The 25,018-nt window shown below is 46.8% G+C and carries 24 protein-coding genes; 3 read left to right on the top strand and 21 right to left on the bottom strand.

Features of this window, described 5'->3' with window-relative positions:
* Positions 1 to 36 precede the first annotated feature (36 nt).
* The 14 genes from MKY23_RS08720 to MKY23_RS08655 all read right to left on the bottom strand — a co-directional run bounded on the left by MKY23_RS08720 (position 37) and on the right by MKY23_RS08655 (position 10,848).
* Positions 37 to 915 (bottom strand): ROK family protein, encoded by an 879-nt coding sequence (locus MKY23_RS08720; protein WP_154983009.1) that lies wholly within the window; start codon positions 913 to 915, stop codon positions 37 to 39.
* 77 nt (positions 916 to 992) lie between these two features.
* A complete protein-coding gene (locus MKY23_RS08715; protein ID WP_154958251.1) occupies positions 993 to 1,679 on the bottom strand; it encodes an MOSC domain-containing protein in 687 nt (228 codons plus the stop codon).
* A gap of 27 nt (positions 1,680 to 1,706) precedes the next feature.
* A complete protein-coding gene (locus MKY23_RS08710; protein ID WP_339837250.1) occupies positions 1,707 to 2,807 on the bottom strand; it encodes a phosphodiester glycosidase family protein in 1,101 nt (366 codons plus the stop codon).
* Between the two features lie 11 nt (positions 2,808 to 2,818).
* The gene (locus MKY23_RS08705) at positions 2,819 to 3,712 is read right to left on the bottom strand and encodes a 5'-3' exonuclease H3TH domain-containing protein (protein WP_154958253.1); all 894 of its coding nucleotides are present in this window, start codon (positions 3,710 to 3,712) and stop codon (positions 2,819 to 2,821) included.
* Between the two features lie 200 nt (positions 3,713 to 3,912).
* Positions 3,913 to 4,278: an arsenate reductase family protein gene (locus MKY23_RS08700; protein WP_154958254.1), complete on the bottom strand. Its 366-nt coding sequence runs from the start codon at positions 4,276 to 4,278 to the stop codon at positions 3,913 to 3,915.
* 636 nt (positions 4,279 to 4,914) lie between these two features.
* On the bottom strand, positions 4,915 to 5,931 hold the full coding sequence (locus MKY23_RS08695; RefSeq protein ID WP_336122181.1) for an RluA family pseudouridine synthase: 1,017 nt from the start codon (positions 5,929 to 5,931) through the stop codon (positions 4,915 to 4,917).
* The gene (locus MKY23_RS08690) at positions 5,928 to 6,503 is read right to left on the bottom strand and encodes a cob(I)yrinic acid a,c-diamide adenosyltransferase (RefSeq protein ID WP_090922268.1); all 576 of its coding nucleotides are present in this window, start codon (positions 6,501 to 6,503) and stop codon (positions 5,928 to 5,930) included. The genes MKY23_RS08695 and MKY23_RS08690 overlap by 4 nt, the downstream gene beginning before the upstream one ends.
* Positions 6,504 to 6,575: 72 nt before the next feature.
* On the bottom strand, positions 6,576 to 7,118 hold the full coding sequence (locus tag MKY23_RS08685; RefSeq protein ID WP_186811661.1) for a bifunctional adenosylcobinamide kinase/adenosylcobinamide-phosphate guanylyltransferase: 543 nt from the start codon (positions 7,116 to 7,118) through the stop codon (positions 6,576 to 6,578).
* Between the two features lie 36 nt (positions 7,119 to 7,154).
* Entirely contained in the window at positions 7,155 to 7,706 is a 552-nt protein-coding gene (locus MKY23_RS08680) for a hypothetical protein (RefSeq protein WP_090922264.1), read from the bottom strand.
* 183 nt (positions 7,707 to 7,889) lie between these two features.
* Complete coding sequence (locus tag MKY23_RS08675) at positions 7,890 to 8,078, bottom strand: aspartyl-phosphate phosphatase Spo0E family protein (RefSeq protein WP_308722269.1); 189 nt, start codon at positions 8,076 to 8,078, stop codon at positions 7,890 to 7,892.
* 220 nt (positions 8,079 to 8,298) lie between these two features.
* Positions 8,299 to 9,507, bottom strand: coding sequence for an aminotransferase class I/II-fold pyridoxal phosphate-dependent enzyme (locus MKY23_RS08670; RefSeq protein WP_090922260.1), 1,209 nt, complete (start codon positions 9,505 to 9,507; stop codon positions 8,299 to 8,301).
* Positions 9,508 to 9,520: 13 nt separating this feature from the next.
* A complete protein-coding gene (locus tag MKY23_RS08665) occupies positions 9,521 to 10,021 on the bottom strand; it encodes an Lrp/AsnC family transcriptional regulator (RefSeq protein ID WP_123065064.1) in 501 nt (166 codons plus the stop codon).
* Between the two features lie 156 nt (positions 10,022 to 10,177).
* Positions 10,178 to 10,561 carry a spore coat protein gene (locus MKY23_RS08660; RefSeq protein ID WP_336122179.1) on the bottom strand — a complete coding sequence of 128 codons (384 nt, stop codon included), beginning with the start codon at positions 10,559 to 10,561 and terminating at the stop codon, positions 10,178 to 10,180.
* Positions 10,562 to 10,614: 53 nt separating this feature from the next.
* Positions 10,615 to 10,848: a hypothetical protein gene (locus tag MKY23_RS08655; RefSeq protein WP_090922254.1), complete on the bottom strand. Its 234-nt coding sequence runs from the start codon at positions 10,846 to 10,848 to the stop codon at positions 10,615 to 10,617.
* A 95-nt stretch (positions 10,849 to 10,943) separates the two neighbouring features.
* Between MKY23_RS08655 and MKY23_RS08650 the strand changes: the two genes are divergently transcribed.
* Positions 10,944 to 12,164 (top strand): FAD-dependent oxidoreductase, encoded by a 1,221-nt coding sequence (locus MKY23_RS08650; RefSeq protein WP_154887436.1) that lies wholly within the window; start codon positions 10,944 to 10,946, stop codon positions 12,162 to 12,164.
* A gap of 115 nt (positions 12,165 to 12,279) precedes the next feature.
* Here MKY23_RS08650 and MKY23_RS08645 read toward each other — a convergent pair whose 3' ends face one another.
* The 4 genes from MKY23_RS08645 to MKY23_RS08630 form a co-directional block, all read right to left on the bottom strand.
* A complete protein-coding gene (locus tag MKY23_RS08645; protein WP_253495888.1) occupies positions 12,280 to 13,488 on the bottom strand; it encodes an MFS transporter in 1,209 nt (402 codons plus the stop codon).
* A 132-nt stretch (positions 13,489 to 13,620) separates the two neighbouring features.
* Positions 13,621 to 14,187, bottom strand: coding sequence for a hypothetical protein (locus MKY23_RS08640; protein ID WP_336122802.1), 567 nt, complete (start codon positions 14,185 to 14,187; stop codon positions 13,621 to 13,623).
* A gap of 120 nt (positions 14,188 to 14,307) precedes the next feature.
* Positions 14,308 to 14,733: a DUF350 domain-containing protein gene (locus tag MKY23_RS08635; protein WP_090922248.1), complete on the bottom strand. Its 426-nt coding sequence runs from the start codon at positions 14,731 to 14,733 to the stop codon at positions 14,308 to 14,310.
* 62 nt (positions 14,734 to 14,795) lie between these two features.
* On the bottom strand, positions 14,796 to 17,162 hold the full coding sequence (locus tag MKY23_RS08630; RefSeq protein ID WP_154958261.1) for an endonuclease MutS2: 2,367 nt from the start codon (positions 17,160 to 17,162) through the stop codon (positions 14,796 to 14,798).
* 193 nt (positions 17,163 to 17,355) lie between these two features.
* On the opposite strand from MKY23_RS08630, the gene MKY23_RS08625 reads away from it, so the two are divergent.
* Positions 17,356 to 17,715 (top strand): phage holin family protein, encoded by a 360-nt coding sequence (locus MKY23_RS08625; protein WP_090922244.1) that lies wholly within the window; start codon positions 17,356 to 17,358, stop codon positions 17,713 to 17,715.
* Positions 17,716 to 17,934: 219 nt separating this feature from the next.
* On the top strand, positions 17,935 to 18,306 hold the full coding sequence (locus tag MKY23_RS08620) for a cytochrome C oxidase subunit II (protein WP_312027572.1): 372 nt from the start codon (positions 17,935 to 17,937) through the stop codon (positions 18,304 to 18,306).
* Positions 18,307 to 18,408: 102 nt separating this feature from the next.
* Here MKY23_RS08620 and MKY23_RS08615 read toward each other — a convergent pair whose 3' ends face one another.
* The 3 genes from MKY23_RS08615 to pheS all read right to left on the bottom strand — a co-directional run bounded on the left by MKY23_RS08615 (position 18,409) and on the right by pheS (position 24,898).
* Positions 18,409 to 21,213 carry a hypothetical protein gene (locus tag MKY23_RS08615; RefSeq protein WP_339837238.1) on the bottom strand — a complete coding sequence of 935 codons (2,805 nt, stop codon included), beginning with the start codon at positions 21,211 to 21,213 and terminating at the stop codon, positions 18,409 to 18,411.
* A gap of 139 nt (positions 21,214 to 21,352) precedes the next feature.
* The gene (gene pheT / locus MKY23_RS08610) at positions 21,353 to 23,806 is read right to left on the bottom strand and encodes a phenylalanine--tRNA ligase subunit beta (protein WP_253495894.1); all 2,454 of its coding nucleotides are present in this window, start codon (positions 23,804 to 23,806) and stop codon (positions 21,353 to 21,355) included.
* 57 nt (positions 23,807 to 23,863) lie between these two features.
* Entirely contained in the window at positions 23,864 to 24,898 is a 1,035-nt protein-coding gene (gene pheS / locus MKY23_RS08605; RefSeq protein ID WP_221786804.1) for a phenylalanine--tRNA ligase subunit alpha, read from the bottom strand.
* Between the last annotated feature and the right edge of the window lie 120 nt (positions 24,899 to 25,018).

Here is a 25,018-nt window from a genome sequence, read left to right as displayed (position 1 = left end):
ACCATACTGGTAAATTTCGTCAATCCCTAAATGCGTTTATTTTGACAAGGCCAGTTTCGCCAGTGCCAGCGAACCACACAAGCCAGCATTATCTCCCAGACCTGGTGGAACAACATACGCATCAATTCCAGCATGAAGTGACGGATGTTGCACATAGCCTGCCAGCAATTCCTGTAGTTTGCTACGAACCATCGGGAATAGGTGCTCCTGTTTCATCACTCCTCCGCCCATCACTATTTTCTGAGGCGAAAGAATCAGCACATAATTCATTAGAGCATGTGCAAGATAATGCGCTTCAATCTCCCAGGCTTTGTGATCTGCTGGCAATTCATAAGCAGGTTGTTCCCAGCGCTTGTTCAGGGCCGGCCCCGCCGCAAGTCCTTCCAGACAGTCTCCATGATATGGGCAAAATCCTGCATATGAATCCTCGGGATGTCTCCGCACGATAATATGGCCCATCTCGGGATGAGAAAGCCCGTGCACCATTTTTCCGCCAACGACAGCTCCTGCACCGATGCCTGTACCTACCGTAATATACAGACAGCTATCCAGCCCCTGCGCAGCTCCCCAAGTGGCTTCACCCAAAGCTGCTCCATTCACATCGGTGTCAAACGTCATCGGTACATCAAAGTGTTCTTTGAGTTTGCCAATCAAGTTGTACTGTCCCCAATGCGGCTTCGGTGTTGTCGTAATATAACCATAGGTTGGACTTCCTTCAATGGGATCAATTGGCCCGAAAGAACCTACCCCCATTGCTTCGATACCTTTGCCCTCAAAAAAAGAGATGACCTGAGCCATCGTTTCTTCCGGCGTGGTTGTAGGGAAACTAACTCGTTCCAGGACCTCTCCATGTTCTGTACCAAGGCCACATACAAATTTGGTTCCGCCTGCTTCAATCGCACCTAAAACTGTCATGTTGATCTCACTCCTACGTTGGTTTGTAATAGGAACACTGCCGTATCCATATAGCGGTTCGGACTATTCAGCAGGGCTCAGTTACGCTCAAGCTTGTTCAACCGTTTAAGCAATGTCTGTTTCCAACTATCCGAGAGAACAGGAATAGAGAGTAGAGCCTGCATCCCTTCCACGTCCTGTTTACCCTGATGCATGATCCGGTTAGCTTCAAGAATCGTCATGTATGAAGTATCTGTGCGAACTCTTTTGAAACGTGATGCAGGGCCAACCTCTCCCTCTTGCAATACTCGAAAATAAAAACCGGTATGCCCGCTTTCCTGAAAATATACAGGCAACTCCTTGTAATCATATCTTATCCCCAGCTTGAAACATGGTTGTCTCGGCTGACTGACTTGCACCTGCGCATCACCGAGTTCAAATACATCACCAATGCGAACCTCTTCCTCAGCGCATCCTGTAACGGTCAGATTCTCTCCGAATGCCCCCCACTCCAGCTTACGATCCATCAGACGCTCAATCGCAGAATAGCGACTATGATCGTATACACAAACAGCTTTATCTGGACCACCGTGGTGCACCAGATCCGCTTGAGCATCCCCTGTCATTCCAGTGAATGACAGGAAAACCGGAGCGGAGACAGGATGTTTCACAATACCACTCAACACTTCATTTTTCTGGCCAGGCAATGGCTTAGGTTGCCCTATATTAATCGCCAGAACTGCCGTGCTTGCCTCTTCTGTTATCGAATCGGGTACAGGTGTCATGCCACATCATACCTCCATGATTACTTTTTATCGAACAGAACCACCAAATACTAATGTATTACTTAACAGCCGCCCTGGAGAAGTCAGCATTTTGCCACCTGCATACATCCCAGAGGATGCACCGCCATCCAAGTTCATCGCCTGTTTAGCTCCCAGCTTTTGCATCACAGCTGCCCATTCTTTTATTGTAGCACCAGAAACGGTAGCAAGCATCACCGAACCGTCGGCCATAATCGCAATTCCGCTTCTCGCTCCGGATGCATTCAGAATTTTGGGATCTTTGAACCCCTCACTTGCCGGATTTACCGATACCTTGCCATCCTTCACCAGACGCGGGCCAGCTCCCACAGCTGTGACCACCTCCTGCCACGGAATTTCCTGACCGGCTGCGTTCGTATATCTGTAATTCATCTCTACGGTGGAGCCTACCGTAAATCGGTCAGCTGTGGACTTCTCTCGACCTGTGAAGACAAGAACAGAACCGTTTTTGGGAATCGCTACGTTTGTATTCGGTACTTTTTTGGTCACAACACCCTTTTCCATAATCACTGCCGTTCCGCCCTTGAAACCAACATTGGCTCCACGTTCTGGGGTGTACAGCATCGAGATGCTTGCATCTGCTGAAGGTGTCCGGTTAACAAATGTTGCATACCAGCCGTTTGATTTTCCTTTCGTATCTGTGACCGTGCCCGTTAAGCTCACTTGAAGCGAATCCATTATCGCCGACCCATCTGCCTTAAAACCGATGGATGTGCCATATCTTCCTATATGTATAACTTTACCATTTGCTATTAACATCCCGTAGGGATCTGGTGCTCCATGATATGCTTCAAAAAAAGCTCCGTTGATTGCTGCTTGTGCGCCGTAAGCTTTTACAATAGACGGCAATGTAGCGGTTTGACCAACCTGTTTCTTAGCAAGTCCTACGGTTACTGGTGTTCCTTTTGGAATCGAAACGGTCTGTACACTAAAACTACGTCCTGCTGCCTTCACTTTCTGTACTTTGACGCTAATGGCTGCTTTGGCATCCGCTGTCTGCGGTGCACTTACTGCCCCCGACAGCAATACCGGAAGTGCGAGGACGAGGGCCATTGCCCCAGTCCACCACTTTTTACTCGTTTTTTTCATCGTCACGTTGCTCACCCTATCGCCACTCCCATCCAAGAACCTAGGCTCTTCATCTCAAGTTGTTCAAACTTGTCCATCACCGTATCCGGGTCCAGACGCAATTCACAGCCTTCCAGCGTACAAGCCACCGGAACTGCACAGTGAATCTCTGCCAGCCTGCGAGACAGATGCAACATATCGAGATCACTCTCGATTTTTTTACGTACCGAAGGGGTAAGTTGATCCAGATTGCTTAAAATCCCTTCAATCGATCCATACTCTTGCACAAGCTTCAAAGCCGTTTTTTCACCAATTCCACGTACTCCGGGGTAATTGTCGCTGGCATCTCCCATCAAACCCTTCATGTCAATAACCTGACGTGGTGTCAATTGTTTCTCGGCCATCAACGTTTCAGGATTGTATACCATGTAGTTGCCGTGACCTTTTTTCATAATAATGATACTTGTGCGGTCATTAATCAGCTGTAACATATCATGGTCTCCCGTAAGTACCATCACGTTCATATCGGTTTCTTCCGTGTAATACTTGGCAAGTGTCCCGATACAATCGTCAGCCTCATACCCTTCTGCACCAATATTCGGAATGTTTAGACTATCCATCACTTCACGAATCAGAGTAAACTGTGGAATAAGGTCATCTGGTGCTTCAGCACGATTACCTTTGTATGCTGCGTACTCCTCACCGCGAAACGTCTTGCCTCCCATATCCCAACAGCAGATGACATGGCTTGGTCCAAACGTCTGAACCGCATCCCAAAAATAACGGATAAACCCATAGACTGCGTTGGTCGGAAGCCCTGCCTTTGTACGTCTGATATATCCGCTTGCAGAAGTTGCATAGAATGCCCGGAACAACACTGCCATACCGTCTACCAGTAACAAAGTAGGTTCATTACGTTGATTCACTTGAATTTGTTCTCTCCTTGATCTATGAAAGCTGGAACAACAATTGATTCCAACTTCAATAGCATATTAAATATCGAAACTCATTCTATCATTATAACATAGTTACGCCAACCCTCATGGAGCATAAATATGCCACTACCTCGTCCAACCAAAAAAGCCCTGAATTGCGAACAATTCAAGGCTTAGCTCTGGTGAATGTCTTAGGCGTTGTTCCATTCCTGCTCATACGTATCTTCCTTGAAACCCACGGTGACTTTGTCTCCATCGGTTACGATCGGACGTTTGATCAGACGACCATTGGAAGCCAGTAACCCAATCTGCTCAGCCTCGGACATCCCTGGCAGTTTGTCTTTGAGCTGTTGCTCTTTGTAAACTTCTCCACTGGTGTTAAAAAACTTTTTCACTTCAAGTCCGCTTTTTTGAATAAGCTCTGTCAATTCATCTTTCGATGGTGGTGTATCAAAAATAGGGATTAGCTCCAGTTCATGCCCTTTCGCTTCCAACCATTTCACAGCCTTACGGCACGTACCACATTTTGCATATTGGTATACTTTCAGTTTTGTCATGGATGTTCCTCCCACTCAGGTTTTGGTCTATCGCTTCCCTTGGTTTGCTCCGCAAATCCAAAAGTCGCTCCATCCCAATACCCTCGCTCAGCAATTTTTTAGTCGAATGCGGGCTTATCGCCCCTCATTACGACGTGATTTTTCAACATTTATTCCAACATTTCTAGAGCTAGAGATTTTACGAACTCAAGCTTAACTACCTTAAAGCCTGAAGAATCTTAAAAGCTCTAAAACCTCTCTAGCCTTCGGCATGCTGTTCAGCTGCGCTGCTCTCTGAACTCTAAGGCTCAAATACCTTAAAAGCTCAAAACCTCTCTGGCCCTCGGCATGCTGTTCAGCTGCGCTACTCGCTGAACTGTAAGGCTCAAATACCTTAAAAGCTCAAAACCTCTCTAGCCTTCGGCATGCTGTTCAGCTGCGCTGCTCTCTGAACTCTAAGGCTCAAATACCTTAAAAGCTCAAAACCTCTCTAGCCTTCGGCAATGCTGTTCAGCTGCGCTACTCGCTGAACTGTAAGGCTCAAATACCTTAAAAGCTCAAAACCTCTCTAGCCCTCGGCATGCTGTTCAGCTGCGCTGTTCTCTGAACTGTATACACTTTTATTTTCGAACATGCAGCTGCGTCCTAAATCCGAGGTTACTTTTCCGCTTGGGTTTGTCCCTCTGCTTCCTGAAGCATTACTCTCGGGGCCGCCTCGGTATCCAAACGTTTTTCCAATGCGGCCATATCTGGCGGCAGTGGAGCCTGGAATGTCATGCGTTCCCGGAGGATCGGATGTTCGAATATCAGTTCACACGCATGTAGCGATTGGCGTTCAATCCACGTATCCCGTTCCTCACGAACAGCCATTGTCTGCTCATCCACGTTATGCATTGGCAACGTCTTATACATCTGATCACCGATCAACGGGCAACCGATAGACGTCATATGTACCCGGATCTGATGGGTTCGTCCACTCTCCAGCTTCAAACTTACAGCACTGGCACTTCCATCATCCCAGCGAGACAACGTTGTGTAGAGCGTTCTGGCCGCATATCCGTCTGGTGTAACGATACGGCGATGCGGTTCCTCGGGATCGCGATCAATTGGCCCGTCAACTGCCCCCTGTTCGGGAACAGGGCTGCCATGCACCAGAGCGATATATTTTTTATCCACAGTGCCGGCGATCATCTGCTCTGATACATGCTGGTGCACATACGGGTTTTTGGCAATCGCCAGCACGCCGGATGTTTCCTGATCTAATCGGTGGATTGGACGGAAGCGGAATTTCTCGCCTTTTTGTTGCCAATAATGCACCACACCATTAGCTAAAGTACCTGTATAGTGCCCATGGGTTGGATGCACGATAATTCCGGCATCTTTATTCACGATCAGCAGATGTTCGTCTTCATACAACACAGCGAATGGAATATCCTCTGGCAAAATATCATCGGATTCCTCTCGCTCCATCCGAATCTCCACCAGATCACCTGCACTCACTTTGACACTGATATATACCCGTTCACCATTCAGCATAACACCTTGTTCGGTGAGTTTGATTTTGGATAAAAGCTTACGCGAAACCTGAAGCCGCTTTTGAAGCACGGTTTTTAGCAGCCAGCCGTCCTCTACTTCGGTCACCGTGTAGGCAATCGGTGCATAATATTGGCTCATTCTTTGCGGCGGAATACTTTTTTGCTCCGCACATATTCAATATCCGCAACTTGTTGTCTTGCATTGGCTGTCCGTGCAACAACAAAGAAGTAATCCGAAAGACGGTTCAGATACCGACGCACCGACGGATTAATATCCGTATGCTGTCCCAGCGTAACGGTACGGCGCTCTGCACGACGGCATACTGTCCGGCACACATGTAGAGCAGAAGAGAGTTGACTTCCGCCAGGGATAATAAAACGTTCCACTTTAGGATTTTCAGCATCATATTGATCGATCCACTGCTCCAAACGTGTGACCATCTCATCCCTTACTTTGTACTTTGTCTCACTTATTCGCACAAAAGCCAAATCTGATCCACAGTCAAAGAGCTCCTGTTGCACTTCAAGCAAATGTTCGCGCAAATCCTCAAATTCTCCGTTAGCAGAGTCAATCAAACTGATTGCTTGACCCACAAAGCAATTTAATTCATCGATCGTGCCATAAGCCTCTACCCGATCATCATCTTTGATAACTCGGCCTCCAATGACCGAAGTCTGGCCTTCATCACCGGTTCGTGTATATATCCCCATCATAATCCCTCCAATTGTGCATCAATCATTTATCAAACGCTGAAATATCTTACCCGATTACCCAAAGCTCGTCTATCCTTCATCTTCATAACGCAAATGCAGAGCTTTCAGATCAATCGCAAGTCCAGACACCAACATAAACATCTGTTTTGCATTAGACTGCAGAATCCGGTTCACCGAAGCCATTCTCGCTGCAAAAATACGTTCCTCTTCTGACGGATGTAAGCTACCATGCATCTCATTTGTAATGATAAGTATTTTCCCCTGATAGGATAGCAGTGCATCTAGTAGCCGTTGTGTTTCCACACGTTGCTGACCCAGATCCGTTGCTTCCCTGAAACTGGCTGCCATCCAGGACGTCAGGCTATCCACAATCAACATGCGTTGATCCGCCAGAAAAAGATTGGATTCCCGATTAATCTGGTTCACCACTTCAGCAAGCTTCGGGCCGTTCCCCACCTGAATGGCACGATAATGAGCGGATGGCAATTCGGGAATTACGGAATCATGATCACCAGTGGACAAATATACACCTTCCCGGCTCATTTGAGCCGCATATTTCAGCGCAAAGCGCGTTTTTCCGCTGCCCATACCGCCTGTGACCGTAATCAGCAATCCGTTCCCTCCTCCCATACCTGTTCTAGATAGATGTTATTCTGTCAGCGCTTTGAGCACTTTTTTCGACTCTTCAATGTTAGCCGCTGACAATGGAATGGTAGCGAACAGATTGCTTGGGGCATAGTTTACATCCTTGAACATCTGCATATTCTCCAGCGGAATACCGTACAAGTGGGTTTCTTTTTTCATATCAGATCCATCGTCGCCCTTCCCTTTTTCAACCAATACAGATCCCTCAAATACACCACGTTCATATTTCTTGGGATCAAATGTATCATCTAGCGGGACATTCGAGCCGTTCTGACCATACTGTTTCATATCATTTTCAGGCAAAATAAAGATATCATGGCTGCCAGCGGCATATTCAACCAATATTTTTTGAACATCATACATCGCACTTGTAATGATTTCTACTTTTGGTTCTTCACCAAGCTTTTGCTGCAGATTTGTTTGTAACTGTTCCGAAATACCCGATGGATTACCCTGGTTATCAATAATAAACACCGTAAAACCATCTTTACCGCCACATCCGGCTAATATAAAGATTAATGAAATTATTGCGGTCAGTCCCCAAAATCTCCTCATTCCAGTTCCCCCTTTAGTCTCCTAACTCCAATATATCACAATTGTTCCACGCAAAAAAATAACCCATATTCGACATTACATTAAAGTACATAACAAAAAGGAGACCCTTTCGGACCTCCTCCCTGCCGTGTTACAAATTATATCATTCTACATGTTCCTAGCATATATCCATCAACCCGATATTTACTTCGGTTTAACCGGATTAGCCTTCATGTATTCGTTAATTTTCAAGTCCAGCAAACTGCTGATTTCAATCACAATGTCGGATGTAAATGATTTCTCTTCCAGAAAAATCTGTTCCATCTTGCTGCGAAGCATGCGGATCTCATCTTCCAAGGAAATGTTATGCAAGGATGCGTCATCAGGGTTCACCGACCATCGGTCGCCATGATCGCTTTCTGCCAGAACGTGTCCACGATTTGTCGGTAAATCATATTCAACACAAAACAAAGCTAACCCCTCCTCAGAAAATAATTTTCCAAATATATGAAATCCTATTTCAAATTGAAATTATATCATAATATTTTGTAAAAGAAAGTATTTTTTTGGAAAAGTACCAAATGCCTTATTTATACTGTAGTTCTTCTTTGTATTAACCCTCTTTTTGAACTTTGTAAACAAAATTTCCGATACGTTCCAAAGCTTCGTTTAACTGGGATACTGAGGTCGCATAAGAGCAACGTAAAAATCCTTCTCCTTGCGGCCCAAACACGTTACCTGGCACCGCAGCCACCTTGTTCTCCGTTAACAATCGTTCAGCAAACAGATCGGAGCTGAGGCCTGTCTTCTGAATACTCGGAAAAGCATAAAACGCTCCCTGCGGTTCATGACAATCCAGTCCAATATCACGGAACCCCTGTACGATCAAACGTCTGCGCTGGTTATAGGATTCGACCATTCGGTCTTTTTCACCCAGTCCATTTGTCAATGCTTCGAGAGCTGCTACCTGACCCATTGCCGGCGCACACATTACCGTGTACTGATGGATTTTGAGCATTGCTGCAATGAGTTCAGGATGTCCACACATATATCCAATCCGCCATCCCGTCATCGCAAACGCCTTGGAGAAACCGCTCACCAAAATCGTGCGATCTTTCATATCGGGAATTGAAGCGAAGCTAACATGTTTTTGATTATAAGTCAACTCAGCATATATTTCGTCAGCAATGACGATCAAATCATGTTTTTTGATGACCTCTGCAATCGGCAGCCAGTCTTCGTAGGTCATGATCGCCCCTGTTGGGTTGCTTGGATAACATAAAATAACAACCTTCGATTTCGGTGTAATGCTAGCTTCCAGCGCTTCAGCCGTTACCTTGAACTGATCCTTTGCATATGTCTCTACCCCGACAGGGATACCTCCACCGATGGAAGCAATAGGAGAGTATGCGACATAAGATGGCTCAGGGATAAGAATTTCATCTCCGGGCACGATCAATGCACGCAAAGCAAGGTCAATTGCTTCACTTCCACCTACGGTGACAATAATCTCATCTTTCGGATCATACTTGGTATCAAACTGCGTATCCAGATAACTGCTGATTGCCTCACGCAACTTCGGCATACCTGCATTCGATGTATAACTGGTCATGCCTCTCTCGAGAGAGTATACACAAGCTTCACGCATGTGCCACGGTGTTACGAAATCCGGCTCGCCTACACCAAGCGTGATGATATCTTTATTGTCGCCCACCAGATCAAAAAACTTGCGGATGCCGGATGGCGGGATCTGTTTCACGAGCGGAGCCAAATATGAGGACATTGTTTTGTTATTCCCGGTTGTCTGTTCATTCACTATCATGACACATCTTCCTTTACGGCGAGATCATGAGACGGTTGTCTTCCTGATGGTCTTCAAAAATAATCCCGTCCTGCTTATATTTTTTAAGAATAAAATTCGTCTTGGTTGACAGTACTGAATCAATCGGAGACAGCTTCTCCGATACAAAGTTAGCCACTTCACGCAGATTACCACCCTCTACTTCAACAAGCAGATCGTATGCTCCTGACATGAGGTAAACCGACTTTACTTGCGGATAAAGATAGATTCTTTCGGCAATCCCTTCAAAGCCACGCCCACGCTCAGGTGTAATCTGAACTTCAATTAGGGCCGTCACTTTCTCATCATCAATTTTGCTCCAGTTCACTACCGTTGCATATTTCACGATGACGTGTTCTTCTTCAAGCTGTGCTACAGCAGCTTTGATTTTATCTTCCGACTCCCCCAGCAGCGTTGACAGCAGTGCGGGAGTCCTTCTCGCGTCTTCCTTCAACAGATCCAGAACTTTGAGTTGCAGATCGTTCAACTCTTTCATCGTTTTCCCTCCAGCGTCATCCAGGTTCCTAAAATGAATTAATACTTATATTACATGAATTCAACGTTGGTGCATAGACAAAAGACCGCCTGCCTTCAATTCAGGCAAGCGGTGGTATGGTCTTTAAGCATATGCTTCAAAACCCTTATCTACAGGTTACATGTAATAAGGGTTGCCGTAATTCGGTTGACGCGGAGATACATTTGGTACTTGACCATAAGAGCTAGTTTGTACAGTTTTTTCTTGCACGAATTGCTGACACTTCTGCTGTGCCTGGTGTGCAGACTGAATCTGCTTGTCCAAGTCCTGACGCGGTGCTTTGGCAGAAGCGGAGTACATGTTGTTCTGCTGCATCAGGTTAAACAGTTCTCCTTGCAGACGAAGTGTATCATTCGTCAAATCATTGAACATAGTGCGAACCATCGGACAGGAAGATTCTGTTGTAGCCGTTGTGTATTCGCGCGAAGTTCGTCTCAGGTCTGCAAGAAGGGTTTTTAACAAATCCTGTTCTTGCATAAAAGTTCCGGTTTGATTATACATGTGTTTTCCTCCTATGTGCTGATTTATTGCTGTGGGTTGCTTGTTGATGTGAATTATTGTGATTGGGAAGGTGCAAGAGATTGATGCTGATGCAATGTTTGAATCAATGTGTTCATATGTTGCTCATGAGAGCGAACATATTGATTCAATGCCTGTTGAATAGCCGGATGTGTGGATATGGAAGCTGTAGCTGCACATTGCTTGATCAGCATCTCCTCGTTGGAGATGGAATCGGCAATATAGTTCAATTCTTTTGGACTCAGGGCTTGCATTTGTGAATGTTGCATGTACGTCGTACCTCCTAGATCTATAGTTTATGCGAGTTTATTGTTACCTTGAAATACAAAACTATACCAATGTGAAGACAAAGGAGCTGGTTCAATTGGATCTTGTATATGGCACACCTTACTGGCCTTCAACTTATAAATCGGATGTGGATTATCCCTCTTTAAATGGCGACATCTCTTGTGACTGCTTGATTATTGGTGGCGGTATGGGAGGTGCACTGACTTCAAGGCTGCTTGCAGAGCGTGGATTCGATACGGTTGTCATTGACAAGCGGAAAATAGCACATGGAAGCAGTTCAGCCAACACCGGCCTGCTACAATATACCAATGACAAAACGTTGACATCGTGCATCAACACATTTGGAGAAGCAAAAGGGGTACGCTTTTATCAGCTGTGCCGTGAAGCCATGCAGCAGCTTTCCGAAATTGCGGGGAGTCTGAAGACCGATCCGTGGTTTATTCCGCGAAACAGCTTTTGTTTTGCCAGCAGCGAAGAAGATGTTTCTTTGCTAGAGGAAGAATATCAGACCTTACAAAAGCATGGATTCGAAGCAGAGCTATGGAACGCAGACCAAATCAAAAGCCATTTTCCTTTTGTGAAACCAGCCGCCTTATACACCAGAGGAGATGCGGAAGTAAATCCGTATCGGTTTGTGCAAGGGCTGTTTGAGTCGGCCGTTCAACATGGGGCACGTATCTACGAACAAACAGAAATGATTCACTGTGAATATGACGATGAAGGGGTCTTGTGTTATACTCCCCATGGCAAAATTCGAGCTAAACAGATCGTGTATGCCGCTGGTTATGAAACGCAAGAGATCAAAAAAGACCGGGGAGCGTATTTGAAAGCAACGTATGCTATAACAACCAAACCTCTGTCTGATCTGAGCTCTTGGCATGAGCAAGCTATGATCTGGGAAACGGCTCGCCCTTATCTATATATGCGTACCACGCCAGACAACCGCATTATCGTGGGTGGACTTGATGAAGAAACACCGGACAAGGATCAGCGCGAGCTCCGTTCCAAAAATCAAGGCGATGTTCTGCTAGATGAGCTCAAAACATATTTCCCGCTTGATCAGCTAGAGGTGGATTATGCTTGGGGTGCTGTATTTGGTAATACACATGATGGCCTTCCCCTCATTGGTACGCATCCGGATTACCCACATTCATACTTTGTCGAAGGGTACGGTGGGAACGGAACGGTGTACAGCATGATTGCGGCCTCACTGATCGCAGATGCCATTAGCGGCGTTCAGAATGAAGATATGAAGCTTTTCTCCCTAACAAGAACGAGCAAACCATCTCCAGCCTAAACGCAAAAACACATTGGATGACATACGGTTTCATCGTATGAAAAACAACAAAAGGGTACGGCTAAAGGATAACTTCCATTCCCTCGCTGCACCCTTTTTTTTCAGTTATAAACTTTCATGAATCGCGAGCTGTCGTGTTGATCAAAAGTTTCCTCATAAACATCCAGCCAATGAGCGGAAAAGCCCCAAGGATGATAATGAGCCAGATTAACACTTTAGTTGATGGCGAGTTTAACACAGTAATCATAAATACGGTCAAGCCAAAAAGCCGCCCGCACATCAGACTGAGTTCCCTCAATACGACAAGTTCAACCCTTTTCTCCACATTTTCGCCGCTTGTGCCCATCATGTCGAAACCTGCGGAGATCATCGGCAAAATATATAGCGGCATCGCTATAGCGCTTCCGATTCCCATAAAAAGCAGTGTCCCATATGTCACTTTCCAGAGTAGTGGTAACAACACCAGAAGTAACAACACGGAACCTGTAAACATCCCTTTAGATCGATAATGAGGTTTAAACCATTTTCCTGCTGCCCAGTAACTGGCGAGCGCAACAGCTGAAGTAATAAGAGAGAATTGTCCAAGCTTGTACTCCTGGCTTGTCGCCAGATAAACCAGCAGTGCAATCAAAAAGGCAAATACCCCTTCCCGAACGCCTTGGGCAAACAGCCCCATGGAAAGCGGCCGCCACGGACTCTTTGGGGTGGACAACTGCCGGATGGGTTCTAACCAGCAGTATGTCCCGCTAACTTTTCGTTTTTTCAGAAAAAAACTGAAAATCACTGCAATAATATAAATAACAAGAGATACGGTGAATATAAGCCGATATCCTGTATTATCTGCCATACGTGAAATAATGAGGCCCGAAAACCACGGCCCAACAATGCCTGTCATGGACCCTAACAAACCAACCCAGCCATTAAACAAGTCCCTATTTTCCCGATCCGTCACTTCGAAATAGACGACATTAAAGGCAATCCAGAATAGCCCCAATGCACATCCTAGGAGCAAACCTAACGGCCAGATCCAATCCACAGCGCTCTTGCCAGTCCACAGAACAAGCATATAGAACATACCAGATAATGCTGTCCCAAGCCTCAATGCACTCATTTTATTATGTTCCTTGACCCACTTCCCCGCGAGCCAAAACGTGATGCCAATAGCCAGTTGCTGACTGATGGTAAACCAGCCGAGCATGGCGTAATCCGGACGGCTTTTCCATAGAAACACGTTCAAAAACGTACCGGACAAGGCTCCGGCTAACGCAAACAATCCATTCACGCCTAAAAGCAGAATGGATTGTCTTCCCAAAGTAATCTTCATCTGCCCCTCCTCCATCACCTGAATCCAACTTAACGTGAACAGGTGGCTCTTGAGGCTTAACGTACCCCAAGCCGGAGGAAAACATGATGAATCTTTGGTGTTGTATAAAATTAGTTTTCAAACCAATGTGATCTATTCGTGTGCACTCAGGTTCTGAATCAAACGCAGACGGTCATCCTCTGATAAACTGTATTGAACCTGGAAGCAACCAGAGCACACGTAAGTCAATACCGTAAATGGAGATGACAAGACAACACCTTTCCCAGAAGCAGCATTGGCCACTGGTGAGAATGTATCCTGACTCGCTGTCTGCGTACCAGCTAGAATCATGAATTCCCGACAATTCGGACACTCTGGTACTTCCTCTTGCTGATCCAGTTGCTTTTCTACACCTTGTTCATATTGAATCAGATCGTTGCCCTCATCTGCATATTTATTCAATGTCCGAAGTTCTGGCAACTTCAGTTCCACTTCATCACCCCAAAGCGAAGTCAGGTCCGAGATTTGCTCTTTATCGTTTGAAATGTCCTTCATGTCGAACTCTTCTTCGCTATCATCATTCTCTTCATCACCAATGTTAATGTTCAGTGTACGGTAACCCTTTAATTCATTATGACAATACGGACACTCTTCTTCCGGACCCAGTTCCTCATCCCAAACAATCTCTGTTTGACACCAAGGACATACCGTTGTTTCCATCATGTATCAACCTTTCTCTTTCATATAATTACGTATTTAACACATAGATCACACCGATGGCAAAAAACACAATCGACGCCGCAAACAAAATCCGTATCAATATTTTCATCATCGATCCCCCTAGACAATGCTTGCGCCAATAACAAAGGACAGTGAGACAGAAATGATCATGGATATTAATCCAACTGCACGGTTATCTGCTTCAATCTCCCGGTCAATTGAAAACACTGGCGTCAGGAACTCGAACAAAAAATAAGCAATGAGCAACAAAACAAACCCGACAAATGACCATGTCATCGCTTCATATACTGAAGATTTTGCTTGAATGCAAAAACGGAGTACGTTGCAAATCCCAAAGATTTTCCCGCCTGTAGCCATAGCCACAGCCACATTGCCTTTTTTGATCTCCGTCCAGCATTTATATTTGGTCACCAGTTCGAAGCATGCCAGAAAAACAAGCAACTCCATAATGGCAACCGAGAAGAAACCGAGGACCATCCCGAGCGGATGAGACAGCAGTCCGTCAATCGCTTCTTTCACTCCCATTCTCCTTCCGAACCTGCTATCCACCTTGACTGAACAGCAGGCATTGTTTATTCATCTTGAGGCTATTCCAGTTCAGCGACGGTTACACCGTTTCCTCCCTCTCCGTAATTGCCTAGACGATAACTTTTAATATGTTTATGCTTCCGCAGGTAATCCTGAATACCCGTACGCAAAATTCCTGTACCTTTGCCATGGATAATATACACTTGACCCAAGTTGGCAAGGAATGCTTCATCGATGAAACGATCTGCTTCCATCAGCGCCTCTTCCAGGTTAGCCCCCCGCAGATCCAGCTCACTCTTCACGTTATCATCTCGAGTACGCTTCATGCCTGTGACTGGTTTTTGCTTTGGCTGTTTTGCTGCTGGTGCTGTCTGTTGCAACTCCAAATCATCCAGCGACACTTTCATTTTCATAATGCCGAGCTGTACCACAGCATCCTTGTTGCCTGCCATCTCCACGACATGCCCCTTCTGATTCAGACTATAAACCAGAACTTCATCACCTGGGCCAATTGCACGTGCTTTCGGAGCAGCTGTCTTTTTCACCGTTTTTTTACGTTTTTCCGGTTCTGCTTCATCCAGCTGCTTACGAGCAGCGATCAATTTATGCTCCTTGACAGAAGCCCCCTCTTCCAGGGCCAGCTGACGAAGATCCGCAATAATTTTCTCTGCTTCTGCACGGGCCTTATCAACAATGCTGCGTGCATCTTCCTCCGCTTTTTCAATCCGGCGGTCACGCTGTTGTTCCAGCTTTTCCAGCTCGGCTTGATGGCGGCTGCGCAATTTCTCCATATCCTGACGAAGCGTTTCCGCTTTCTGGCGCTCTTGTTCAGCTGTTAGACGGTTCTCTTCGAGCGAAGCGATCATGTGTTCAATCCGCTGATCTTCTTCTTTCACTTCACCGCGTGCATAATCCAGAATGTAACCCGGAAGCCCCAAGCGCTCTGCAATCGCAAAAGCGTTACTGCGTCCCGGTACACCGACAAGCAAACGGTATGTTGGACTCAGTGTATTAATATCAAATTCCATACTGGCGTTAATAACGCCTTTACGCTCGTACGCATAAGCTTTCAACTCACTATAGTGAGTCGTTGCCACCATGCGGCAACCTGTCTGGTGCATATGCTCCAGCATGGAGATGGCGAGCGCAGAACCTTCTGCCGGATCTGTTCCTGCTCCAAGTTCATCCAACAGGATGAGACTTTTCGGCGTCATATTTTTCAAAATACGAATGATGTTGGTCATATGGCTAGAGAACGTACTCAGATTCTGCTCGATACTCTGCTCATCACCAATGTCGGCATAGATCGCATCAAAGACACATAGCTGACTGCCGTCTTCGGCTGGAACAAACAATCCCGACATCGCCATTAAACTTAATAGACCGATGGTTTTCAACGTTACCGTTTTACCACCCGTATTCGGTCCAGTCACGATAATAGAGGTGTAGTCGTTGCCCAGCTCTACATCAATTGGAACGACATGTTCAATCGGAATCAGCGGATGACGTCCTTTTTTCAGCTTCAGGAAACCCCGATCATTCATCCGAGGCAGAGTTGCTTTGAGTTCACGGGCTAAACGTGCTTTGGCAAAAATAAAATCAAGCGATGCCAGCAAATCGACATCATATAACAGCCACTCACCCTGCTCACTGACATAGGCCGTCAATTTTTGCAAAATAATCTCAATCTCACGTTCTTCCCGAATCCGGGTTTCGCGTAATTTATTGTTCATAGCCACGATGGATTCCGGCTCAATAAATAGAGTCGCTCCTGAACCAGACTGATCATGAACAATGCCGCCGAAATAAGAGCGGTACTCTGCTTTGACCGGAATCACAAATCGATCTCCACGAATCGTAATAAGCTGATCTTGAAGCATTTTTGATACCGTAGATGAACGAATCATTGAATCCAGCTTCTCCCGAATCCGTGCTTCTCCCCCGCGCAGTTCACGGCGAATCTGTGCCAGCGTTACACTCGCACTATCTGCAACCTCCGCATTATCATCAATACAGATACGGATCGCATCTTCAAGCTCCTTCTGCTCGGACAACTGGTCACTGATATAGAAGAGCGACGCTATCGGCTCGTCCTCATGCAGCGTTGCAATCTGACGTTTCAATCGTCTGGCCGCATGTGTCGTTGTGGAAATACCCAGCAGTTCATGCGGGTTCAGAGTGCCTCCAATCTCAGCACGTTTTACAGAAGCCGTGATGTCTACAATCCCGCCAAATGATGGGGAACCTTTGAGACGCTCAAAGGTGAAAGCTTCATCCGTTTGTTGAAGTAAACGCTTTACTTCTTCAAGATCACTATTCGGTTCAAGTTGCTCCGCTTTTTTCTTGCCCATTGACGTTTGAGCAAAGCCAATCAATGTATTTAGAATTTTGCGATATTCTAATGTGTGTAATATTTTCGTGTCCAAGTGTACAACTCCTTCCAAACTATACCTGTATTATAACGAAAGAAACTTTGTTGCGCTATTTAACGAATCCTTCCACACATAACTTGGGGTATGACGCCACAAACTACATGTGTCAGGATTGTGCTATTCATTTTACTCCCTTAGAGTTCCCATGTTTATGCCCAATCCAATCTGAACAAAGGAGGTAACCCCTATGAATTTTCTGGGCCATGTCGTACGATTTATTATTGCAGCTATCGTCTTAATGGTTGTAAGCTGGATCGTTCCCGGTTTCGCCGTTGGTGGTTTCTGGAGCGCACTGATGCTTGCATTGGTCATTGCCTTGCTGGGCTGGATCGTTGAAGGCATCTTTGGCAAAAGAGTGAATCCTTTTGGCCGGGGAATTGTCGGCTTTATCGTAAGTGCATTGGTCATTTGGCTGGGTCAATATGTGGTTGATCATGTTGAGGTCAGCCTGCTCGGTGCCATTCTCGCCGCATTGGTCATCGGGATTATCGATCTCTTCATCCCGGTATCCACACCGTTTGATGCCGGACGAAGCTCCAAAAGCTAAAGACTGACTGTCATTCTGCTAGCGCTCTAACAAGACACCTAAACCTCGGAAGGCCGTTGGCCTGAAGAGGTTTTTCTTTTTGCACATCAAGTGATCAGCAACTATCGATAAATTTCAATAAAACGACATACCCACATGTACAGGCATCGCCAGATTGCGGTATGATGACTTGAGAAATCATTCAAATTTTAATCCATCCCACACGTCTGAAGGAGGTACATGATGAAGAAAGGTATAACATGGCTTGCCGCGTGTATGTTAATTCTTGTTCTTGCTGCATGCGGTAGTCCCAAAGATTCAGCATCCGAGCCAGAGATTACAGCCAGCGAACAACTGGTGATCAAGGCAAGCAACTACGAATTCGATCAACCCGAATATCGACTCAAAAAAGGTGTGCCTGTGAAGATTGTTTATGAAAACGTCAACGGAAATCACGGTTTGCTCGTGCCTGAGTTCAACCTTCGGTTAGACACTCAAAAAAGTTCCAAAGTCATTGTCCCGGAAAAAGTCGGCGAGTTCGAAATGTCATGTTCCGTTTTTTGTGGTTCTGGACACAGTAGCATGATCTCCAAAATTATAGTAGAAGAATAACACTTCAAGACAAGAGCCCCCGTAGCGACGGGAGCTCTTTGTGTATTATAACAAATTATGCAAGAGTTCGCTGGTCAGCACATCGACGAAAAGAGTCATTCGTTACGTCTGATCCTGCTCAATCAATTCAATCCATTCGTTATATTCCGTCTGTAACTTCGTATATTCATCATGCAACTGACGATATTCCGTATTCAGTTGCTCCGCCTTTTCTTGTTCCATCTCCCGCTCAACCTGCATCAACCGAAGCTGGTTTGCCGCTAGTTCATAACGTTCACTTATTTCTCGCAGTTCATTCTCCATGATCTGCTTCTCCTCATCAGCCTCCACTTGATGCTGTTCCCGCTGTGAACGTTCCCTGAGCAACTGGTCTCGTTCTTGTACCAGTTCTTCCAGCTTCTCGGAACTCGCTGCACTCTCTCGTTGCCACGCTGTCAATTCACTCTCCAGCGCTGTCCAGCGATCCTGCCATGCCTGCTCCTGCTCCGCCCATTCGTCAGCACGTAGCTTCCATACCTGTTCGTTCTGTTCTGCCGACTGAGTTGCCTGTTCCAACTGTGAGCGAAGCTCTTCTTCACGTGTCATCAGTTGCTGGATACGAGAAGACAGTTCCGCCTGGTTGGCCGACAGATCCTCATGTTTAATTTGCCATTCGAGAGCTTCCTCTTCCGTCTGCGCGAGTTGATTCGCTTGCTCTGTATAACGCTTGGCAAGCTGCTCAGCGGACTGCCTTGCTTCGTTCAGCGATTGCTCCAGCGCATTCTTCTCCGCTTCGAGTTCACTCATTAGAGAACCAGCATTTTCTTCTCGTTGGAGAGCATCACTATAATCGTTACGGATCTGCTTGTATTGTTCTTGCAAACGGCTTAATTCCTCTTGGGCACTATGCAATTCATCGCGAGTATCAGCTAACTCCTCATGCTTATCATTTAGTTCACGGCTTGTGCCTTGTAATTCCTCATCCAATTGCTTGAGTTTTTCTTCCAGGACCTCGTTTTCTTTCTCATAACGAACAGCCTCTTCATTGTAGAGACGTGCTTCTTCCTTTACAACGGAAAGTTCATCATGTAAGGACTGTACACCAGCCTCCAGCGTTTCATTCTGATCGGCCGCTTCGAGAATCTGATTCTCCAGATCGCCAATATCGGCGAGTCGCTGTTCAGCAAGATCTTTCCAGGATTGTTCACTCTCCGTTAGTGTTGTGATCTCATTTTGCAATGTACGTACAGCCGCATGTGCCTGCTCAAGCACCTTGTGCAATCTGCGCTGTTCTTCTTCTGACTTCGCTTCTGCTTCAAGCAAATGCTGCGCATCCTGTTCAAGCTGGGTATGCTGTTCCTGGAGTTTACGCAGTTGAGCTGTGAGCGCTGTTTCACGATCCACTGCTTCATTATACAGATCTTGCAACTGTTGCTGAGAGTCCTGTGTCTGTTTCAACGACTGCTCCGTTTCACGAAGTTTGTTTTGCAGATCATTGCTGTCTCCTCTCAATTGCTCCAATTGCTGCTGAAGCTCCGCAATTCGACGTGTCTGAGTCTCCTGATCCTGAATACGGATCTCGTGCTCCTGTTGCAACGACTCCACATGGGTACGTTCCGCTTGAAGCAACTGTTCTTGCTCAGACACCACTTCCTGCGCATGTTGAAGCTGACTCCGAACCTCTCCCAGTTGTTCATTGATCTCCGTTATGCGAGCATTTGCCTGAGCGCGTTCTTCCTGCAACTGACGAGCCAGTTTACTCCGCTCCTGCTGTAGCGTTTCTTCAGCCGCAGCCGTTACCTCAGCTGTACGGGTAGCCGCTGCTTCCTGCTCTTCTTTCAATTGTTCTTCATAAAATGCCTCTTTCTCCATCCATTCCAGTTCGGATTGCTCGGAAAGAGCTTTAAACTCAGCCTGCAATTGCTCCCGTGTAGCCTGATGCTTCTGTTCAGCTTCAGCAATCCATGCTTCACGCTCTTGTTTCGCTTGTGCTTGGAACGCATCCGCCTGCTTCTGTGCATTCTGCTCGGCTTGCTCCAGACGTTGCTTCATTTGACTTTCAAGTTCGCTGTATTGGAGGGTTGCCTCCTCCTGCACCTGTCTCAATTTGACTTCAGCCTGTTCCAGTTCAGAGAGGATCGCAGCTTCTGCCTCTTCTTTGGCCGCTTGTACCTGCTCTGCCGCCTGAACCTGCAGTTTTTGGCGCTCTGCTACTGCCTTGCTTTCGGCTTCCTTCAATTGTGCCGCAGTTCTTTCCTGCAACTCCTTGTACTCAGTTGCGGCTTTGGCCCGCACCTGCTGTAGCTCAGCTGCCGCACGGTTCTGTGCTTCTTTAAGTTGCGACGCAGATTGAGCCTGTACTTGTTTGAGTTGGTTTGCTGCCTTTTCCTCTGCTTCCTTTACACGTGTATTAGCTTTCACTTCTGCCTCTTTGAGTTGTGCCGCGGCTTGCGCTTGCATCTTCTGGATCTGATCCTTCATTTGGCTGCGCTCTTGCTCCAACATCGCATTCAGTTTGGAGATTTCAGCCTGCTTGTCTGCGGTGAGCTTTTGCAAAGCCTGCTCCGCCTCAATCTTCTGCTGGCGAACCTCAGCGAGAGACTGATCTCGCTGTTGCAATTCATTTTGGTGTTCGCTCTGAATGGCGTTTAATCGGTTCAATTCATTTCGAAGTTCTGTACGTTCTCCCGTGAGCATCTTGAGCTCATTTCGGATCTCCTGCGTCTGAAGAGACTGCTCAGCCATATGTACGGCCGCAAGTACAGCAATACGCGGCGTGTCCAAACGGGAATGACTTTTGGAGATGGCGCTCATACGCTCATCTACCAGATTAGCTACTTGTTTCATATAATCGGCACTGCTGCCGACCAGTTTATAGGAAGTCCCGTAGATCTCTACGGTGACGCGTGTACGATCAGGTGTAGTCACAGTTGTGCCCTCCTTCAAGTCTGTATGTTGATTCTAAGCTGTAATGACAAAAAAGTCACATCGATCCTCTATTGCTAAGGATTCGATGTGACTTCGAGCAATTCCTGCTAATCTTTGTTCAAAAAAATTGACTTCTGTCCTATTTGCGCAGTTCTGCGTTGAATTGCTCTTCCAAACGTGTTACGACCCGCGCATGAGCTTCGGTAACTTCCTCGTCTGTCAACGTGCGTTCACGGTTTCGGTATACCAGAGCCATGGCCACACTTTTCTTGTCTTCACCCAGCTTGCTGCCTGTGAATACGTCAAATACCTGTACGTTCTGCAACAGTTCACCCGCACATTCACGGATGGTACGGAGCATGTCGCCAGCTTCGATATTCTTGTTTACCACCACGGCAATATCCCGCTCTACTGCCGGGAAGCGCGGAAGCTCACGATAACGAATATCCGCATCCGCTTCCTGATATATCGCTTCAAGAGCAATTTCAGCAACATAAACATCATTCAGATCATATTGTTGCTGTAGTTCTGGATGCAACTGACCGAGAGTACCGATCAATGTGCCTTCACTTCCATCTTTGCCATCCAGATAGATGGAGGCAGAACGCCCTGGATGGAATCCTTCCGGACTGTTCGCCACGAAGCGAATCCGCTGCTCAAGCCCCAAATAAGCAAACAAGTTCTCAAGTGCACCTTTGATGTCAAAGAAGTCCACTTTCTCTGCTCCTACATTCCATTGTTGCGCTACACGGTCACCCGTAAGCAACATGGAGAGTACCGGAATTTCATGCGGTTGCTTCGTCAGCTTCTCTTCCTCCGTGAAGAAAACACTGCCTACTTCAAACACAGCAAGCGAATCCTGCTTCCGATTCATGTTGTATACAGCAGCATCCAGCATCTGCGGCAGAATGCTCGTACGCAACACACTACGATCTTCACTCATCGGCATAGCCAGCTTAACCGCTTTGCTTCCTTGTGTCAGCGCAGGGAACAGCACTGATTTGTCCGGATGAACAAAGGAATAACTGATCATTTCCTGCCAGCCGCTACCAGACATCAACCCACGGATCGTACGACGAATGGCTTGAGGACGGGTATATGCTCCTGGTGTAGTCGGGCCCTCAATCCACGTTGTTGGAATGTTGTCGTACCCGTATAGACGGGCAACCTCTTCGAACAGATCCACATCTATCGTGATATCCCCTCTGCGAGTAGGCACTTCCACATCGAGAACACCCTGCTCCGCATCACCACATGCAAAGTGCAACCGGGCAAAGATTGTTTTCACCTCAAGCAGAGAAAGATCCGTTCCCAAATAACGATTAAGTCTGTTCAGAGACATTTGAATGACACGTTTCTCGGAAGCTTCAGCCCCAGCCTGCACAATCCCTTGATGTACTTGGCCTGATGCATAACGCTGAATGAGTTCAGCCGCACGATCCAGAGCCGTAATTACAGCACCCGGGTCTACTTCTTTTTCAAAACGCAAGCTTGCTTCGGAACGAAGCCCCAGTTGGCGCGACGTCTTCCGAACCGTTCCGCCATCAAACTTGGCGGACTCCAAAAGCAGATTCACGGTGCCTTCCGATACCTCGGAATTTTCACCACCCATAACCCCGGCGATGGCAACAGGCTTCACGCCATCGGTAATCAGCAGCATATGCGGTTCCAGCTTACGCTCCTGTCCATCCAACGTCACAATCGTTTCGCCTTCGTGTGCCATGCGCACCTCAATACGGCCGTTCTCCAGCTTATCCGCATCAAACGCATGCAACGGCTGCCCGTATTCCAGCATGACATAATTGGTAATATCCACGATATTGTTAATTGGACGTACGCCTGCCGCCATGAGACGGTTCTGCATCCAGAGCGGGGAAGCCCCCAGCTTGATTCCAGTCACATAACGAGCCGCATAATGGCTACATTGCTCCTGGGCTTTGATCTCTACAGAAATATGATTAGCCGCTTCATCACCAGCTTCAACCAGTTGATCTTTCGGATTCGGCAACGTCACTTCGCGTCCCAGGATCGCACCCACTTCGTATGCCGCACCGCGCATACTCAAGGCGTCAGAACGGTTCGGCGTCAAGTCGAGCTCCAGCACATGATCATCCAGACCCAGCACCTGGCTGATTGGCGTGCCGATCTCTGTGTTTTCCGGCAGAACAAGAATACCTTCCTGTTGCTCTTTAGGTAGCAATTTGTCGTTCATGCCAAGCTCCTTGGCCGAACAGATCATACCAAGCGACACAACGCCGCGCAGCTTCGCTTTTTTAATATCCAGCCCGCCTGGAAGCTTTGCGCCAACAAGGGCTACAGCTACTTTTTGACCCGCATCCACATTTTTCGCGCCACATACGATCTGTAGCTCTTCCTCTTGTCCTGCATCAATTACACAGACATTCAGTTTATCAGCGTCCGGGTGTTTCTCCTTGCTCTTCACATAACCGACAACAACTTTGTTTACCCCTTGGTTGCGGTTCTCCACAACATCAATTTCGATCCCTGCACGGGTGATTTTTTCTGCCAGCTCCTGTGGGGTTACACCTTCAAGGGCAATATAATCAGACAGCCAATCTGTCGATACTCTCATGCACGTTCACTTCCTTAATCTTTGTATTAGTTTGACGTTCATTGACAATCAATATCATTACAGACGTCCGAATTGTTTCAGGAAAGTCTGATCACTGTTATAGAAATGACGAATATCATCTATGCCGTACTTCAGCATCGCGATCCGTTCTACACCCATACCAAAGGCAAAACCACTGTATTTCTCCGGGTCATATCCGCCCATCTCCAGCACTTTCGGGTGAACCATACCGCCGCCCAAAATTTCGAGCCAGCCTGTTTGCTTACAGACACGACATCCGCTACCACCGCATTGTACACAAGTTACATCCACTTCCGCACTTGGCTCAGTGAACGGGAAGAAGCTTGGACGCAAACGAATTTCCGTGTGAGCGCCGAACATTTCACGCACAAATTGCAGCAACGTTCCTTTCAAATCACTCATTCGAATGTTTTCACTGATTACAAGGCCTTCGACTTGATGGAACTGGAAGGAGTGTGTCGCATCGTCGTCATCGCGGCGATATACTTTACCAGGGCAGATGACTTTGACAGGCACCTCACCTTTCATGCTTTGCATCGTACGAACTTGTACTGGAGAGGTGTGTGTACGCATCAACAGATCCTCAGTAACATAGAAGGAATCCTGCATATCGCGCGCCGGGTGGTTCTTCGGCAGATTCAGAGCTTCGAAGTTGTAATAGTCCATCTCCACCTCAGGACCTTCTGCTACGCGGTATCCCATCCCGATGAAAATATCTTCGATCTCCTGCACCACTTTGGTCAATGGATGCAATCCGCCTTGACGTCCGCGACGCCCCGGCAAGGTTACGTCAACCTTCTCGGATTGAAGACGCTTCGCAGTCTCTTCCTTTTGGAACTGCTCCTGCTTACTGTTGATCACTTCTTCAATCGCTCCACGAACCTCGTTACCCACTTGCCCAATGATTGGGCGTTCTTCGGCACTTAGTGAACCCATGCCGCGCAGAATCTCAGTCAGTGCCCCTTTTTTGCCCAAATACTTTACACGCAGATCAGCCAGCGTCTGCGGATCGCTAACGCCCGATAGCTGTTCCAGCGCTTCGATCTTTAATGCTTCCAAACGTTCTTTCATGTGTAATTGCCTCCTTTAAATGCTGTTATTGCAACAAAAAAAGGCCTTTTCTCCCCAAAAGGGACGAAAAGACCGTGGTACCACCCTTGTTAGACTCCCGTTGTCACATTGCAAAAAAGC

The organism is Paenibacillus sp. FSL R7-0272 (genome assembly GCF_037969905.1).
GTDB classification, from domain to species: Bacteria; Bacillota; Bacilli; order Paenibacillales; family Paenibacillaceae; genus Paenibacillus; species Paenibacillus polysaccharolyticus.
This window is presented reverse-complemented; position numbering and strand designations above follow the sequence as displayed.